The organism is Herbiconiux ginsengi (assembly GCF_900107435.1).
Taxonomy (GTDB): Bacteria; Actinomycetota; Actinomycetes; order Actinomycetales; family Microbacteriaceae; genus Herbiconiux; species Herbiconiux ginsengi.
On the sequence record NZ_FNPZ01000001.1, the window covers coordinates 672,571 to 687,854 of the forward strand.

Here is a 15,284-nt window from a genome sequence, read left to right on the forward strand (position 1 = left end):
CCCGGCGCTAGTAGCCGAAGGCCAGGCCCAGGCCGATGCCGTAGAGCAAGCCGAAGAGGCTGGTGAGCTGGAGCACGGTCACGAACTCGCGCGGCTTCTTGGCCGTCAGCATGATGACGATCGCCGGACCCGTGAGCAACAGGGTGAAGAACACCAGCGGCGCGAGCGGGAACAGCAACGTGAAGAACCAGAGGATCGCGTAGGCGATGGCGAGCCACACCACGTACACGATGCGCGAAGCGGTTCGGCCGATCAGAACGGCGAAGGTGCGCTTCTTCACCAGGCGGTCCTGGTCGATGTCGCGGATGTTGTTGGCCATCAGCACCGCGCAGGCGATGGCGCCGGCGGCGATACCGGCCAGCCAGCTCTCGTCGTTGACCTCGCCGGCCAGGATGAACGTGGTTCCGGCGGTTGCGACGAGGCCGAAGAAGATGAAGACGAAGACCTCGCCCAGGCCGTAGTAGCCGTAAGGATGTTTGCCACCGGTGTAGAACCAGCCCGCGGCGATCGCGACCGCGCCCACGGCGAGGAGCCAGTACTGGCCCGTGATGATCGTGATGACGAGACCGGCGATCGCGGCCAGGCCGAAGAAGACGAGCGCCACAGCGAGCACGCGTTTCGCGGGCACGAGGCCCGATCCGGTCAGGCGCGGCGGACCGACGCGGAAGTCATCCGTGCCCCGCACGCCGTCGGAGTAGTCGTTGGCGTAGTTCACACCGATCTGGAGGAACACGGCCACGAGCAGACAGAGCGCCACGAGCAGCTTCGAGATGTCGACGGTGTCGATCATCGCGGCTCCGGTGCCCAGCGCCACAGGCGCGATGGCGAGCGGGAGGGTGCGCAGGCGCGCGCCGGCGATCCAGGCGCCGGCGGCCGATTTCGGACCGGTCGGCTTGGCGGTGGTCGCGGCGCCGCGAGGGGCGTTGACCCGGGCAGGGTGGCCCGAAGGGCGCTTCTTCGTTTTCGACATCGGGGCTGATTCTAGCCAGCGCGGCCTTGGAGCGACCTGGCGATCGCCAGGCGATCGGGCTTGCCCGACGAGAGCCTCGGCAGCTGTTCCACGTGCTGGATCTCGACCGGCGCCGCCGCCCGACCGGCCGAGTCGATGACGGCGGATCGCACCTGCTCGAGCGAGGCATCCGTCACCGGCCCGTCGGTGACGACCACGCTCACCTGGCCCCACTCCGCGCTGCGCTGGGGAACGACGACCGCCTGTTCGAAACCGGCGACGGCTTGCACCACCCGCTCGACCCGGTCGAGCGCCACTTTCACACCACCGGAGATGATCACGTTGTCGAGCCGGCCGGTCACGCGCACCAGCCCGTCGACCACGGTTCCGCTGTCGGCGGTGCGATACCAGCGCACCCCGTCGTCGAACCGGAACTTGCGGGCCGTGAGCTCGTCGTCACCGAGGTAGCCTTCGGCCAGGGTGGGGCCCGACAGTTCGATCTCGCCACCGCTCTCGCGTGCCACGGTCTGGCCGATGGCCCGGCCGTCGTAGACGCATCCGCCGGCCGTCTCGCTCGACCCGTAGGTGCGCACGACCGGGAAGCCGGCCTCCTTCGCGCGTTCGTAGAGGGCCGCCGGCAGGGCCTGCCCGCCGATCAGGATGCTGTCGAAGCGCGCCACCGAACGGCGGATGCCGGAGTCGGCCTCGGCCGCCGTCACCAGGCGGGCCAGCTGGGCGGGCACGAGCGAGGTGAAGCGCAGCGGGGCGTCCAACTCGTCGGCGAGGCCGGCGAAGGCCGAGGCGGAGAAATGGCCGGGCGGCTGCACCACCGGAGTGGTTCCCGCGACGATCGACCGCACGAGAACTTGCACGCCCGCGATGTAGTGCGTCGGCAGGGCGAGGAGCCACTGCCCCTGGCCCCCGAGCGCGACCTCGACGGCGGCAGCGGACGCGAGCAGCGCGTCGGTGCTCAGCGCGACGCGCTTGGGCACCCCGGATGATCCCGACGTCTCGATGACGAGCGCAACCGCCCGCGGCACCTCGGCCGGAACGGGCGCGTCGCGCGCGACCTCCGGGTCGCCGAGCGCGGGCGCGGCGTGCCGCCCGCGACCCATGCCGCCCTCCCGGGGGAGGATCGCCGGGCCGTCGTTCGACAGCGCGACACGGAGTGCGGCCGCCACGCCGGTGGCATCGGCGCCGTCGAGAACCTCGAGCGATCGGGTCATGGCATCACCCTAGACGCCGATCGCCGCCGCAGCCTGTGCACTGTCGAGGGCGTTTCCGCGCCCTGCCGCGGCCGGGCCGCGAGGCCGAGCTCGCATCGACTTCTCGGGAGGAGACTCCGCTCCTGGCGACATTCGGGAGGATGCTCCGCCCTCCCGAACGCGCATCGGCCTCCCGAAGCTCACCACGGGCGACCATCAGAACTGGTAGGGGAACGCCGACCAGTCGGGCTCGCGCTTCTCGAGGAAGGAGTCGCGACCCTCCACCGCCTCATCGCTCGCGTAGGCCAGACGCGTCGCCTCACCGGCGAAGACCTGCTGACCCACGAGCCCGTCGTCGACCGCGTTGAACGCGTATTTCAGCATACGGATGGCGGTGGGCGACTTGCCCAGGATGACCCGGGCCCAGCGCAGCGCCTCCCGCTCGAGTTCAGCGTGGGGCACCACCGCGTTCACCGTGCCCATCTCGTAGGCCCGCTGAGCGCTGTACTCCTCGGCCAGGAAGAAGATCTCGCGTGCGACCTTCTGCCCCACCTGACGAGCCAGATAGGCGCTGCCGTATCCGCCGTCGAAGGAGCCGACATCCGCATCGGTCTGCTTGAAGCGGCCGTGCTCCGCGCTCGCGATGGTGAGGTCGCAGATGACGTGCAGCGAATGCCCGCCGCCGGCGGCCCAGCCCGGCACCACGGCGATGACGACCTTCGACATGAAGCGGATGAGTCGCTGCACCTCGAGGATGTGCAGCCGGCCGACGCGAGCGGTGTCGATGCCCTTCGCCGTCTCCTCGCTGGAGTACCTGTATCCGTCGCGGCCCCGGATGCGCTGGTCGCCTCCGCTGCAGAACGCCCACCCACCGTCTTTCGGGCTCGGCCCGTTGCCGGTGAGGAGCACCACCCCCACCCGCGGATTCTGCCGCGCGTCGTCGAGTGCCGCATACAACTCGTCGACCGTCTTGGGGCGGAAGGCGTTGCGCACCTCCGGGCGGTCGAAGGCGATGCGCGCCACCCGGCCCTCGCGATCGAGGTGATAGGTGATGTCGGTGAAGCCTTCGGAGCCGGGCGCGACGACCCATTCGGTGGGATCGAAGATGTCGGAGACGGTGGTGCGATCGGTCATGCTGCAAGGGTACGCGCTGGGCGCATCCGGGCTCGGGCATGGGGTGAATTGTGGATGAGTGCTAGCGGGTCGAGACTTGTGGAGTGATAGTCGACGACGCCGCGAGGCTGCCCGGGCTCGATGAGATCCTCGACCGCGTGCGGGTGGTGGCGATTCCGTTGCATACGCGCTTCCGTGGCCAGGCGCTGCGCGAGATCGCGCTGTTCGAGGGACCGGAGGGCTGGACCGAGTTCTCCCCCTTCCTCGAGTACGAGGATGCGGAGGCCGCCGCCTGGCTGCGCGGCGCGATCGAGTTCGGCTGGTCACCGACGCCCGGATCGTCTGCCGGCCGCACCGAGATCATGGTCAACGCCACCCTTCCGGCCGTGCCGGCCGACCAGGTCGAGCGGGTGCTGGCGCACTACGACGGCTGCCGCACCGTCAAGGTGAAGGTGGCCGAGCGCGGCCAGACGATCGACGACGACGTCGCCCGGGTGCGCGCGACCCGCGCGATGCTGGGGGCGGAGGGGCGCATCCGGATCGACGCGAACGGCGCCTGGAACGTCGACGAGGCCGAACACGCCATCCACTCGCTCTGCGAGTTCGACCTGGAATACGTGGAGCAGCCCTGCGCGAGCGTCGAGGAGCTGGCCGAGATCCGGTCGCGCGTGAAGTACATGGGCATCCCGATCGCCGCCGACGAGAGCGTGCGCAAGGCGAGCGACCCGTTGGCGGTCGCGCGAGCCGGAGCCGCGGACATCCTGATCGTCAAGGCGCAGCCCCTGGGCGGAGTGGCCCGAGCGCTCGCCATCGTGCGGGAGGCCGGACTCCCCGCCGTCGTCTCGTCGGCGCTGGAGAGCTCGGTGGGCATCGCGATGGGCGCGTACCTCGCGGCGGCTCTGCCGACGCTCGACTACGACTGCGGACTCGCCACGGTCGACCTCTTCGACGGAGACGTCGTGCCTCCCGACCAGAGCCTCGTGCCCCGCGGCGGCCGCATCCCCGTGCGGCGCCCCGACGTCGACCCGGAGCTCCTCGAGCGTCACCGTGCCTACGCCGACCGCATCGAGTGGTGGCGCGCCCGCATCACCCGCTGCCACGCCCTCCTGGCTGCGGGCGCGTGACGTCGCTCATCCGCACGGATTCGCGCTGTCGAGCCGCGATGAAGCGCCAAACCCTGCGGGTCAGCGGACCACCCCGCGAGGCCTACAGCCCCGAGTAGGCGTGCAACCCCTTGAAGAAGACGTTCACGATGCCGAAGTTGAACAGCACCGCGGCGAAGCCCACGATCGCGAGCCAGGCCGACCGCGAGCCGCGCCATCCGCGAGTCGCCCGCGCGTGGATGTAGCCGGCGTAGATGACCCAGATGATGAAGGTCCAGACCTCTTTCGTGTCCCAGCCCCAGTAGCGGCCCCAGGCCCGCTCGGCCCAGATGGCGCCGGCGATGAGCGTGAAGGTCCAGAGCACGAAGCCCACGATGTTCACCCGGTAGGCGAGGCGCTCCAGCGTCTCGGAGTCGGGCAGCGTCTTGAGGAACCGGAGCCGGAGCGCCGTCGCGATGCGCGAGACGGAATCGCCCTTGGTCTGCAGCAGCTGGATCACCGACAACGCGCCACCGAGCGAGAAGAACGCCGTTCCGATGATGGCCACCAGCACGTGGATGACGAGCCACGCCGACTGCAGCGCCGGCGGCAGCGGCGAGACGCTCACGTAGTAGTTGACCGTCGAGATTCCGAGCAGCACGAGCACGAGACCGGTGACGAAGGTGCCGAGGAAGCGCAGGTCTTCGCGGATCAACAGCACCAGGAACACCGCCACGATCAGCAGCGTGCCGGTGATGGAGAACTCGTACATGTTCGCCCACGGCACCCGCGCGGCCGCGATGCCGCGGAGGATCACGCCGCCGAGCTGGATGACCCACGCCAGGATCGTGAACGACACTCCGAGCCGCAGCGCCATCGAGCGCCTGCCCGCCCCGTCGACTCCCGCGAGCGACACCAGGCTCGCCTCGTCGACACCCGAGCCACCGGCGCGAGCACCGGCACCGGAGTCAGCAGCCGCGACATCCGCCCCACCCGACGCGTCCGCTGCCCCTACCGCGGCCGGAACCTTCGCTTCCACGCCCGCGGTGGCCTTGCGCACGGTCGACGACCGCCGCGCCAGGTCGAGCGCGAACGCCACGAAGGCGAGCGCGTAGACACCCATGGCCGAGTAGATGAGGATGAGGGAGATCTCGTCGAGTGCTTGCGTCGTCACAGCTAGAGCCTAAGCCTTCGGTTCGGTCGGGGAAGAGGGAGAGACAGCAGCGGGGGCGGAATCGCCGGAGGCCCCTGTTGTGGAGGAGGAGTCCTTCGGCGACACGGCCGAGAACCCCGAAGCATGCCGATCGGCCAACGCCGCCACCGCCTCCACGAGCCGCGGATCGTCGCCGCGCGCCAGCCCCGCGTACTCGACGTGCACCGTGCCGTCGGCCCGTGTCGCCGCCTTCACCCACACGCGGCGGCGCGGGATGAAGAGCGACGTCAGCAGCCCGCCCAGCACGAGCACCGCGAACAGCAGCACCCAGCCCTGGGTCGGATCGTGGTGCACCTCGAACGACGCGAAGCGCTTCACGCCGTCGAGGGTGACCGTGCCGAGTCCGTTCGGCAGATCCATCGTCTCGCCCGGCTTCAACTCGATCGAGTCGACTCCGGTGTCGCCGCCGGTGAGCTGCGTCATCGCATCCGTGTCGAGCGTGTAGACGGATGCGGGCACTCCGCCGTCGAGCCCCAGGTCGCCGTCGTAGACGTTCAGCGTCAGCACCGGATACTGCAGATCGGGGAACGACGAGTAGTAGACCCCCGAATCGGCCTGTGCCTGAGTGGGGTAGAAGAACCCGATGAGCCCCACCTGGTCGGGCAGCCCGTCGGGCACCTTCACGACCCCGAGCGAGGTGAGGGAGGCATCCTGCGGCAGGAAGGGAACGGAGTCGGTGAACACCACGTCGCCCGCGGGGTTGCGGATCGTGATCGTGGGCGCGTAACCGTTGCCGAGCAGGTAGACGTCGGTGCCGCCGATCTTCAGGGGGCTGTTCACCTTGATGTCGTTCGTCGAGGTGTCGCCCGAGGCATCTGTCGTCGTCACGGCCGCGGTGTAGTCGAGCGGCTGGCCGAAGGCCTTGAGCGACTGCGTCTCGTAGCTCGCGGTGAACGAGTCGAGGGTGATGGCGTAGGGCGAGAGCTGACTGTCGCTGAAGAACCGCCCCGGGTTGAACGAGTCGTAGGCGAGCAGCGTGTTCACGAAGGTCTGCCCCTCGACCACGACGCGGTTGCCGTTGTAACCGAAACCGCCGCCGACTCCCACGGTGATCAGGATGCCGACCAGCGCCGAGTGGAACACCAGGTTGCCGGTCTCACGCAGATAGCCGCGCTCGGCCGAGACCGACACGGTCTCGCGGCCACTGCGCGCGTCGACGCCGGTGAACACCACGGTGCGGTAGCGCTGGCGCTTCAGCAGGGTGCGCGCCGACTCGACCACGGAGGCCGGGGTGACGGATGCGCCATCCGCGCTCCCCTGGAAGTCCCGCGTCGTGAACCCGGCGAGCCGCGACAACCGCGCCGGCGTGCGTGGCGGCTTGGCGCGCAGGGCCTCGTAGTGGTGCTTGGTGCGCGGGATCACGCATCCGATCAGCGAGATGAACAGCAGCAGGTAGATCGACGAGAACCACACCGAGGTGTAGACGTTGAAGGCCTGGAGCTTGTCGAGGAACGGCGCCAGATCGGGGTTGTCGACGAAGTATTGCGTGACGCCGTTCGGGTCGGCCGCCCGCTGCGGAACGAGCGACCCGGGCACCGCTGCCAGTGCGAGCAGCAGCAGGAGGAACAGCGCAGTGCGCATGCTCGTGAGCTGCCGCCAGAACCAGCGCAGCCAGCCCGTGAAGCCGAGGCGCGGAAGCGTGACCTCCGCGGAGTCGAAGTGATCAGATGGGCGAGACAAAGCCGTTGATCACCGCCTGCATCTCGTAGATCCAGATGGTCCAGAGGCCCGAGACCATGAGGATGCCGATGGCCACCAGAACGACGCCGCCCACGATGTTGATGGTGCGGATGTGCCGCTTCAGGAACTTCACCGAGCTGGTCACCCAGTTGAGACCGAGCGCGACGAGGAGGAACGGGAGGCCGAGGCCGATGCAGTAGAAGAGGCCGAGCAGCACGCCGCTCCAGGCCGAGCCGCTGGTGAGGCTGAGCGCCTGGATGGCGCCGAGGGTCGGGCCGATGCAGGGGGTCCAGCCGAGACCGAACACGACGCCGAGGATCGGGGCGCCCGCCAGGCCCGTCGCCGGTCGCCAGCTGGGCTTGAAGGTGCGCTGCAAGAAGCTGAACTGGCCGATGAACACGAGGCCGAGCGCGATGACCACCACGCCCATGATGCGGGTCACCAGGTCTTGCCAGACGATCAGCCAGGTGCCGAGGGCACCGAAGGCGGCCGAATAGGCGAGGAAGATGACGGAGAAGCCGAGGATGAACAGGGCGATGCCGAGGAGCATCCGCCGCCGCCCTGCCTTACGGTCGCCGGCACCGGCACCGGCCTCGGAGATGCCGCCGACGTAGGCCAGATAACCCGGCACGAGTGGGAGCACGCACGGCGACGCGAACGAGACGAGACCGGCGAGCAGCGCGATCGGGATGGCGAGGAGCAGCTGACCGCTCAGCACGACCTCGGCGAAGGGGTTGCCCACGGCGTCAGCTCGATCCGTCGGGGGTCGCGGGCGCCGTCGTCGCAGACGGCTCCCCGCTGTCGCCGCCGGGCAGGTTCGACTTGATCAGCGTGTCGAGGATCGACGGGTCGGTCAGTTGGCCCAGGATGCGCGCGGCGACGCGCCCTTGCGGGTCGAGCACCAGCGTGGTCGGCACGGCATTCGGTGCCACCGTGCCCGAGAAGGCGAGCTGCATCGCACCATCCGTGTCGACCACGGAGGGATAGGAGACGCCGTACTTCTCGGCGAAGGAGATCGCGGTCGGCGCCTGGTCGCGCACATTCACGCCGAGGAACGACACGTCACGCCCCGCGTACTCGCTGTTCAGCTTCTCGAGCGCGGGGGCCTCGGCACGGCACGGCGCGCAGCCGGCGTACCAGAAATTGAGCACCAGCACCTGGCCGGCATAGTCGCTCGCGGTGATCGGATCGCCGTTCTCGTCGGTGCCGGAGAACTGCACGGCGGCCCCGCGATCGGCGATCGGGACCTCGGTGATCGACCCGTCGCCCGAGATGTAGTTCTTGTTGCTGCCCTCGAGATACTGCTGGGCGAGGGGGTCGTTCGAACAGCCCGCGAGCAGCAGCGCGCCGGCAGCGATCGCCGCGGCGGCCGCGATGCGGAACCTGGTCGACCTGCGGGTCACACTGCCCCCACGTCGATGGCTGCGGCGGCCAGAGCGGCGGCGGGGTCGACGTAACCGACCTCCACGAAGTGGTCGCCCCGACGCTCGAAGGTGGTGATGCTGGAGAGCGCGCAGCGGCGCTTGCGCGGGTCGTGGGCCAGCTTCTCGCCCACGACGGTGCGGTGCGCCGTCCAGATCGGCAGCTGGTGGCTCACCATCACGACGTCTCCGTCGTCGACCGAGGCGTACGCATCCGTCATCGCGGCGAGCATCCGGTCGGAGATGGACGTGAAGGGCTCGCCCCAGGCCGGGCGCCACGGGTTCCAGAGGAACCGCCACATGCGCGGGTCGCGGAGGGCGCCGCCGGGGCCGCGCATCCGTCGCCCCTCGAAGGCATTGGTGGGCTCGATGATGCGGTCTTCGATGGCGGGTGTCAGTGCGAGCGCCCGGGCGATCGGCTGACCCGACTCGCGAGCACGCTGCAGAGGAGAGGTGTACAGCGCGGAGACAGGGCGCTTGCGGGCCACCAGGTCGTCGGCCGCGGCCTTCGCCATGCGGTGCCCGAGATCGGAGAGGCCGAAGTTCGGCAGTCGCCCGTAGAGCACTTCGTCGGGGTTGAAGACCTCGCCGTGACGGACGAGGTGGATCTGGCTGGCGGGCACGACACCCAGTCTACGAGCGGCCCAGCCGCGAGAATGCCGAGAGCCGAACACTCGTTAGCTCTGCTAAATGAATCGTTAAGAACAATTCGATTGTGCTGAACAGTTATGCGAGGTCAAATAGATGTCAGAAAGGCTCACTCATGACCATCATCACGCTCTCCATCTTCGCCGCCGTCGCCACCACCGGAATCGTCGCCACCATCGCCACCATGCGGCTCGACGGCTACCGCCGCGTTCCCACCCGCAAGTCCTGATCGGCGCCCCGCGGGTAGACTCTCTACCCGTGACCGAACGCACCCTCGTCAAGAACCTTGCCGCATCGCCCGATGGGCCCGTCGCCGTCTCCGGCTGGGTCGATACGGTGCGCGATCAGAAGAAGGTGCAGTTCGTCGTTCTCCGCGACGAGTCGGGCGCCGTTCAGCTGGTGAACCCGCGAACCGACGAGACCGAAGAGGTGGCCGAGATCATCTCCGGCCTCTCGCAGGGCTCGTTCATCACGGTCACCGGCGAGCTGAAGCACGACGAGCGTGTGAAGCTCGGCGGCATCGAGGTCAAGCTCGCGACCCTCGTGGTCGAGACCGCTGCCATCCCGGAGACGCCGATCGCGGCCGATTCCGGCATCGACAAGCGCATGGACTGGCGCTTCCTCGACCTGCGCCGCCCCGAGCAGAACCTCGTCTTCCGCGTGCAGACCACGCTCGAGCACGCCTGGCGCACCTACTGGGTCGAGCACGACTTCATCGAGATCCACACCCCGAAGCTCATGGCCTCGGCGAGCGAGTCGCGCGCCGAGCTCTTCGAGGTCGACTACTTCGAGGGCAAGGCCTACCTGGCGCAGAGCCCGCAGTTCTTCAAGCAGATGGCGCAGCCGGCCGGATTCGGCAAGGTGTTCGAGGTCGGGCCCGCGTTCCGCGCCGACCCCTCCTTCACGAGCCGCCACGCCACCGAGTTCACCAGCGTCGACGCCGAGATCTCCTGGATCGACTCCCACGAAGACGTCATGCAGCTGCACGAAGAGCTCATGGTGGCCGGTCTCCGTGCCGTCAAGGAGAAGCACGGCGAGGAGATCCTCGCCCTGTTCGGTGTGGAGCTCGAGGTGCCGACGCAGCCGTTCCCGCGCATCCCGCTCGCCGAGGCGAAGCGCATCGTCGCCGAGCGCGGCTACGTCGTGCCCCGCGAAGACGACGACATGGACCCGGAGGGCGAGCGCCAGATCGCGGCCTACGTCAAGGAGACCTACGGGCACGACTTCGTGTTCCTCACCGACTACGCGGCGAGCATCCGGCCGTTCTACCACATGCGCCACGCCGACGACGTGACGCTCACGAACAGCTACGACCTCATCTACAACGGGGTCGAGATCTCCACCGGTGCGCAGCGCGAACACCGCGTCGAGGTCCTGATCGAGCAGGCGAAGGAGAAGGGCCTCGACCCGGAGGAGCTCGACTTCTACCTCGACTTCTTCCGCTACGGCGTGCCGCCGCACGGCGGGTTCGGCATGGGCCTGTCGCGGGTGCTCATGCTGATGCTGCACCAGACGAACCTCCGCGAGGTCGTGTACTTGTTCCGCGGGCCGACGCGCCTGCTGCCGTAACCCGAGCCACTAGTTTTTGTGCAAATGAGGAGGACCGACCCCGTATAGGGCGTCGGTCCTCCTCATTTGCGTATTTTCTAGTCGGTCGCCCTCAGGTCCAACGTGAGCTCGCGAACGTCGGGGCGCTTCCCTGGGCGCGAAGAAGGCGTGAAACCCAGCCCGGCGTAGATCCGTTCGGCCGGGGCGTTGCCTGCGATCACTGCGAGCTCCACGCGGGCCGCCCCGAGCTCGCGCGCCTTCTCCACGGCGAGCGCTGCGAGCTTGCCGCCGAGACCGCGCCCACGCCGAGCCGGCGAGACGAGCACTCGTGAGATCCGGGCGGTCGGCGGGTCGTCAGGCCCGTCGACGAAGGCCAGTTCGACGTGACCGAGCGGCACCAGCGGAGCGGATGCCTCGACCATCGTCCAATCGGTCCACCGCGGCGTCGCGGCGAGCGACTCCAGCTGCTGCAGCGTGAGCGGCCAGGTGAGACGGGTGCCGGTGAACAGATAGAGCTCGGCGGCATCCGGAATCCAGTCGAGAATGGCCCGGTAGTCGGCCTCCACGCACCGGCGCAGTGCGAGCCGTGCCGTCATCGTGTGGGCGGCCTGCCCGTCAGAGCTCGATGTCGACCGCGGCGCGCTCGGCGGCCAAGGCGCGGATCTGCGGCACGACCTCGAGATGCGCCGGATGCGTCTGGTAGGCGTCGAGCCCGGCCAGGTCGGCGTAGTCGGCGACCAGCACGACGTCCCAGTTCGACTCGAAGTACGCCATGTTCGGGCCCACGCTGAGCGACACGATCGACGGCACCACTCCGACCAGGCCCGAGAGCAAGCGCGTGATCTCGGCGGCATCGGCCGCCTTCTGTGCCGGCTCGGTCGCGGCGAGCTTCCACGCGACGACGTGACGGATCATTCGGATGCCTCCAGGAGAGCGGTGCGGAGGCGGGCCGGTTCGACCCGCCAGATGGTGTGCACCCGGCCGTCGAGCATGACCACGGGGATCTCCTCGGCGAACTCGTCCATCAGCGCCGGGTTGTCGAGGATCGACAGTTCCGTCACGGTCACGGAGACCTCCGGAACGGTGTCGAGCACCTCGCGGATCACTCCTCGAGCGTCATCGCAGAGGTGACACCCGGGCTTTCCGATGAGGGTCAGGGAGACGGGCACCCCACAACTCTACCGACACAGCAAAAAGCGCCAGACACGTTGTCTGGCGCTCTGCTCGCGTAGCGAGACCTAGGGTCTGGCTACTTCTTGTTGCGACGCTGGTGACGAGTCTTGCGAAGCAGCTTGCGGTGCTTCTTCTTCGCCATGCGCTTGCGACGCTTCTTGATTACAGAACCCACACAAACCTCACACGTATCAGGATGACCACGCCGAAAACCGGCGGCCGGCCAAAGGGCCTCGGAGAAGTGTACCAGCTACTCTCAGGCCGAATCGGCGGCCCGGTCGGCCACGTGGTTCTCCACAGCCGACGCCACGGCCGACTCCGGCACCCGGAACGAGCGGCCGAAACGGATCGCCGGAAGCTCACCGGAGTGCACGAGACGGTAGACGGTCATCTTCGACACCCGCATCATCTCGGCCACCTCGGCGACCGTGAGGAATCTCACGTCATCCAGGTCCGCAGCCATGGCGAAACCCTAGCGGCTGGATGGCCCCACGAGCAACAGCAGTCACTCGAGCCTCACGCGGCTCAGCGCCGGAGCTTCGACACCAGGTCGTCGGCCACCGACTTCACCGCATGCGACGTGGCCGCAGCGCGACGCCCCACGTTCTGCCCGAAGGTCGCCGCCGCCGACTTGACGGCGTCGGACGCGTTGTCCCACAACTCGTCGGATGCGGCCTCGTCGAAATCGGCGGAGAGGAACGGGATGATCCAGTCCTCCACATCCTCCAGCGGCGACACGTCGATCTTGTAGAAACGGTGCTGGCCCTCTTCGCGCACCATCACGAGCCCCGCATCCCGCAGCACCTTCAGGTGCTTGGAGACGGTGGGCTGGCTGAGTTCGAGCTGCGACACCAACTCCGAGACGCTGAACTCCCCTTCGCCCGCACCGGATGCGCTGGGGCTGTCGGAAGAGACGTAACGCTCGAGCAGCAACGACAGGAGCTGACGCCTGGTGGGGTCAGCGATCACTGAGAAGATGTCGGCCATGCGTCCAGGGTAGTGGTGCACCACCGCATTCGCGCCACCCCGGGTAGCATTGCAGCGTTCACACAGGGCTGCCCGGACGCCCGCCCGAAGCGAGGATCAGGGATGAGCATCGGCAGCACCGCGTTCTCGCGCAATCCCCTGTTCCGCAGCCGCACGTGGTTCGGCCGCGTGCGCGACGCGATGCGCGAATTCTCCGAGCGTTCGCCCTCGCGGTTCGCGATCCTCATCTTCGCCTCGCTGGTGCTGATCTTCACGGTGCTGTTCTCACTGCCGATCTCCAGCGCCACCGGCAAGGCGACCGGCTTGGCCGATTCCCTCTTCACGGCCGTCTCGGTCATCTGCGTCACCGGCCTCTCCACGGTCGACATGGCCACCCACTGGTCGGTGTTCGGCCATGTGGTCGTCTACATCGGTGTGCAGATCGGCGCGGTCGGTGTGCTAACCCTGGCGAGCATCCTGGGCCTGGTCATCTCGCGCCGTCTGGGCCTCCGAGCCCGCCTCATCGCGGCGAGCGACACGAATCCGCTCCGGATGCACCACGGCCCGGTCGCCGAAGGCCAAGCGGTGCGGCTCGGCGAGATCGGCTCGCTGCTCGCCACGGTCGCGATCAGCGCCTTGGTGATCGAGCTCGCCCTCGCGGTGCTGCTGCTGCCCCGGATGCTCATCGACGGCATCCCGATCGGCGAAGCGGTGTGGTTCGCGCTGTATTACTCGGCGATGGCCTTCACGAACACCGGATTCGCCCCGAACGCCGAGGGGCTGACGCCGTTCGCGAACGACTACTTCTTCCTCACGATCCTGATGATCGGTGTCTTTCTCGGCAGCATCGGCTTCCCGATCATCTACACCCTCTCGCGCAGCCTCAAGGGCTGGAAGCTGCGCCGCAAGCACAAGAAGCTGAATCGGCCACCGCGCTGGTCGGTGCACGTGAAGCTGACGCTCGTCACGAGTGCGCTGCTGATCGTGTTCGGGGCCGTGCTCTACATCATCCTCGAGTTCGACAACCCGAAGACCTTCGGGTCGCTGGGCGCGGGCGACACTGTCTTCCAGAGCTTCTTCCTGTCGGTGATGACGCGATCGGGCGGATTCTCGACGATCAACATCCCCGATCTCAACGGCTCCAGTCTGCTCGTCACCGACATGCTGATGTTCATCGGCGGCGGATCGGCGTCGACGGCCGGCGGGATCAAGGTCACGACCCTGGCGGTGCTGTTCCTGGCCGCCTTCGCGGAGGCCCGCGGAAACCAGGAGATGGAAGCCTTCAGCCGGCGCATCCCGAGCGACGTGCTGCGATTGGGCGTCTCGGTCGTGCTCTGGGGCGCGACCACGGTGGCGGTCGCCAGCATCCTCATCCTGCAGATCTCGAAGGCGCCGCTGGACTTCGTGCTCTTCGACGTGATCTCCGCGTTCGCGACCTCGGGGCTCACCACCGGCCTCACGGCGTCCTTGCCCGATGTCGGCGTCTACATCATGGCCGCCACCATGTTCATGGGGCGCGTTGGTACAGTGACACTCGCCGCCGCCCTGGCCGCGAGCCAGCGGCAGCAGCTCTACAAGCGCCCGGAAGAGAGGCCCATCGTTGGTTGACCGGATCAAACACGACGCCCCGGTTCTCGTGATCGGGCTGGGCCGCTTCGGCGCGGCGACGGCCGGCGAGCTGGACCGGCTGGGCCGCGAGGTGCTCGCGATCGACGAGAACGAGGGTCTCGTGCAGAAGTGGTCGGAGCGGGTGACGCACACCGTGCAGGCCGACGCGAAGAACATCGAAGCGCTGCGGCAGATCGGAGCGGGCGAGTTCCAGATCGCGGTCGTGGCCGTGGGGTCGTCGATCGAGGCGTCGGTGCTCATCACGGCGAACCTCGTCGATCTGCGTGTGCCGCAGATCTGGGCGAAGGCCATCTCGCGCTCGCACGGAAAGATCCTCGAGCGCATCGGCGCGAACCACGTCATCTACCCCGAGGCCGAGGCCGGTGAGCGGGTGGCGCACCTGGTGTCGGGCCGCATGCTCGACTTCATCGAGTTCGACGACGACTTCGCCCTGGTGAAGATGTATCCGCCGAAGCCGATCCGAGGGCTCAACCTCACCGAGTCGGGCGTGCGCACGAAGTACCACGTGACCGTGGTGGGCGTGAAGAGCCCGGGCAAGCCGTTCACCTACGCGACGGAGTCGACGGTGGTCTCGAATCACGACCTCATCATCGTGTCGGGCAAGAGCTCCGACATCGAGACGTTCGCCGCCCTCGGCAACTGAGGTCTCGTTCCCGT

General features: G+C 68.1%; 18 protein-coding genes. 4 read left to right on the forward strand and 14 right to left on the reverse strand.

Annotation, left to right across the window (positions count from 1 at the left end; all coding sequences use genetic code 11):
* Window positions 1–7: 7 nt before the first annotated feature.
* The 3 genes from BLW00_RS03265 to BLW00_RS03275 form a co-directional block, all read right to left on the reverse strand.
* Complete coding sequence (locus BLW00_RS03265; RefSeq protein WP_092549103.1) at window positions 8–970, reverse strand: 1,4-dihydroxy-2-naphthoate polyprenyltransferase; 963 nt, start codon at window positions 968–970, stop codon at window positions 8–10.
* 11 nt (window positions 971–981) lie between these two features.
* Window positions 982–2,175, reverse strand: coding sequence for an AMP-binding protein (locus BLW00_RS03270; protein ID WP_175494111.1), 1,194 nt, complete (start codon window positions 2,173–2,175; stop codon window positions 982–984).
* A gap of 195 nt (window positions 2,176–2,370) precedes the next feature.
* Window positions 2,371–3,288 (reverse strand): 1,4-dihydroxy-2-naphthoyl-CoA synthase, encoded by a 918-nt coding sequence (locus tag BLW00_RS03275; protein WP_092549106.1) that lies wholly within the window; start codon window positions 3,286–3,288, stop codon window positions 2,371–2,373.
* Window positions 3,289–3,371: 83 nt separating this feature from the next.
* On the opposite strand from BLW00_RS03275, the gene BLW00_RS03280 reads away from it, so the two are divergent.
* Window positions 3,372–4,391: an o-succinylbenzoate synthase gene (locus BLW00_RS03280; RefSeq protein WP_245741235.1), complete on the forward strand. Its 1,020-nt coding sequence runs from the start codon at window positions 3,372–3,374 to the stop codon at window positions 4,389–4,391.
* Window positions 4,392–4,473: 82 nt separating this feature from the next.
* On the opposite strand, the gene ccsB is transcribed toward BLW00_RS03280, so the two are convergent.
* The 5 genes from ccsB to BLW00_RS03305 are packed head-to-tail and all read right to left on the reverse strand — an operon-like array spanning window position 4,474 to window position 9,286.
* Window positions 4,474–5,523 carry a c-type cytochrome biogenesis protein CcsB gene (gene ccsB / locus BLW00_RS03285; protein ID WP_092549109.1) on the reverse strand — a complete coding sequence of 350 codons (1,050 nt, stop codon included), beginning with the start codon at window positions 5,521–5,523 and terminating at the stop codon, window positions 4,474–4,476.
* 9 nt (window positions 5,524–5,532) lie between these two features.
* On the reverse strand, window positions 5,533–7,242 hold the full coding sequence (gene resB, locus BLW00_RS03290) for a cytochrome c biogenesis protein ResB (protein WP_092549112.1): 1,710 nt from the start codon (window positions 7,240–7,242) through the stop codon (window positions 5,533–5,535).
* Complete coding sequence (locus tag BLW00_RS03295; protein WP_092549115.1) at window positions 7,226–7,984, reverse strand: cytochrome c biogenesis CcdA family protein; 759 nt, start codon at window positions 7,982–7,984, stop codon at window positions 7,226–7,228. The genes resB and BLW00_RS03295 overlap by 17 nt, the downstream gene beginning before the upstream one ends.
* A 4-nt stretch (window positions 7,985–7,988) precedes the next feature.
* Window positions 7,989–8,645 (reverse strand): TlpA disulfide reductase family protein, encoded by a 657-nt coding sequence (locus BLW00_RS03300; protein WP_092549118.1) that lies wholly within the window; start codon window positions 8,643–8,645, stop codon window positions 7,989–7,991.
* Window positions 8,642–9,286, reverse strand: coding sequence for a histidine phosphatase family protein (locus BLW00_RS03305; RefSeq protein ID WP_092549121.1), 645 nt, complete (start codon window positions 9,284–9,286; stop codon window positions 8,642–8,644). The genes BLW00_RS03300 and BLW00_RS03305 overlap by 4 nt, the downstream gene beginning before the upstream one ends.
* A 283-nt stretch (window positions 9,287–9,569) precedes the next feature.
* Between BLW00_RS03305 and aspS the strand changes: the two genes are divergently transcribed.
* Window positions 9,570–10,880, forward strand: coding sequence for an aspartate--tRNA(Asn) ligase (gene aspS / locus BLW00_RS03310; protein ID WP_092549124.1), 1,311 nt, complete (start codon window positions 9,570–9,572; stop codon window positions 10,878–10,880).
* Between the two features lie 77 nt (window positions 10,881–10,957).
* On the opposite strand, the gene BLW00_RS03315 is transcribed toward aspS, so the two are convergent.
* From BLW00_RS03315 to BLW00_RS03340, 6 genes are all read right to left on the reverse strand, one after another.
* Window positions 10,958–11,455, reverse strand: coding sequence for a GNAT family N-acetyltransferase (locus BLW00_RS03315; protein ID WP_092549127.1), 498 nt, complete (start codon window positions 11,453–11,455; stop codon window positions 10,958–10,960).
* Window positions 11,456–11,474: 19 nt separating this feature from the next.
* The gene (locus tag BLW00_RS03320; RefSeq protein ID WP_092549130.1) at window positions 11,475–11,774 is read right to left on the reverse strand and encodes a Dabb family protein; all 300 of its coding nucleotides are present in this window, start codon (window positions 11,772–11,774) and stop codon (window positions 11,475–11,477) included.
* Window positions 11,771–12,028 (reverse strand): glutaredoxin family protein, encoded by a 258-nt coding sequence (locus BLW00_RS03325; RefSeq protein WP_092549133.1) that lies wholly within the window; start codon window positions 12,026–12,028, stop codon window positions 11,771–11,773. Before BLW00_RS03325 ends, BLW00_RS03320 begins: the two co-directional genes overlap by 4 nt.
* A gap of 80 nt (window positions 12,029–12,108) precedes the next feature.
* Window positions 12,109–12,207 (reverse strand): 30S ribosomal protein bS22, encoded by a 99-nt coding sequence (locus BLW00_RS03330; RefSeq protein ID WP_003792170.1) that lies wholly within the window; start codon window positions 12,205–12,207, stop codon window positions 12,109–12,111.
* Between the two features lie 81 nt (window positions 12,208–12,288).
* A complete protein-coding gene (locus BLW00_RS03335; protein WP_092549136.1) occupies window positions 12,289–12,495 on the reverse strand; it encodes a helix-turn-helix domain-containing protein in 207 nt (68 codons plus the stop codon).
* Between the two features lie 62 nt (window positions 12,496–12,557).
* Entirely contained in the window at window positions 12,558–13,019 is a 462-nt protein-coding gene (locus BLW00_RS03340) for an ArsR/SmtB family transcription factor (RefSeq protein WP_092549139.1), read from the reverse strand.
* 102 nt (window positions 13,020–13,121) lie between these two features.
* Between BLW00_RS03340 and BLW00_RS03345 the strand changes: the two genes are divergently transcribed.
* Window positions 13,122–14,606: a TrkH family potassium uptake protein gene (locus BLW00_RS03345; RefSeq protein ID WP_092549142.1), complete on the forward strand. Its 1,485-nt coding sequence runs from the start codon at window positions 13,122–13,124 to the stop codon at window positions 14,604–14,606.
* Entirely contained in the window at window positions 14,599–15,270 is a 672-nt protein-coding gene (locus BLW00_RS03350; protein WP_092549145.1) for a potassium channel family protein, read from the forward strand. The genes BLW00_RS03345 and BLW00_RS03350 overlap by 8 nt, the downstream gene beginning before the upstream one ends.
* Window positions 15,271–15,284: the final 14 nt, after the last annotated feature.

Bases quoted from the DNA above. Each gene is read 5' to 3' on its own strand.
- BLW00_RS03265 (WP_092549103.1), bottom strand. From the start codon at position 970: ATGTCGAAAACGAAGAAGCGCCCTTCGGGCCACCCTGCCCGGGTCAAC.
- BLW00_RS03270 (WP_175494111.1), bottom strand. From the start codon at position 2,175: ATGACCCGATCGCTCGAGGTTCTCGACGGCGCCGATGCCACCGGCGTG.
- BLW00_RS03315 (WP_092549127.1), bottom strand. From the start codon at position 11,455: ATGACGGCACGGCTCGCACTGCGCCGGTGCGTGGAGGCCGACTACCGG.
- BLW00_RS03335 (WP_092549136.1), bottom strand. From the start codon at position 12,495: ATGGCTGCGGACCTGGATGACGTGAGATTCCTCACGGTCGCCGAGGTG.
- BLW00_RS03345 (WP_092549142.1), top strand. From the start codon at position 13,122: ATGAGCATCGGCAGCACCGCGTTCTCGCGCAATCCCCTGTTCCGCAGC.
- BLW00_RS03320 (WP_092549130.1), bottom strand. From the start codon at position 11,774: ATGATCCGTCACGTCGTCGCGTGGAAGCTCGCCGCGACCGAGCCGGCA.
- BLW00_RS03275 (WP_092549106.1), bottom strand. From the start codon at position 3,288: ATGACCGATCGCACCACCGTCTCCGACATCTTCGATCCCACCGAATGG.
- BLW00_RS03340 (WP_092549139.1), bottom strand. From the start codon at position 13,019: ATGGCCGACATCTTCTCAGTGATCGCTGACCCCACCAGGCGTCAGCTC.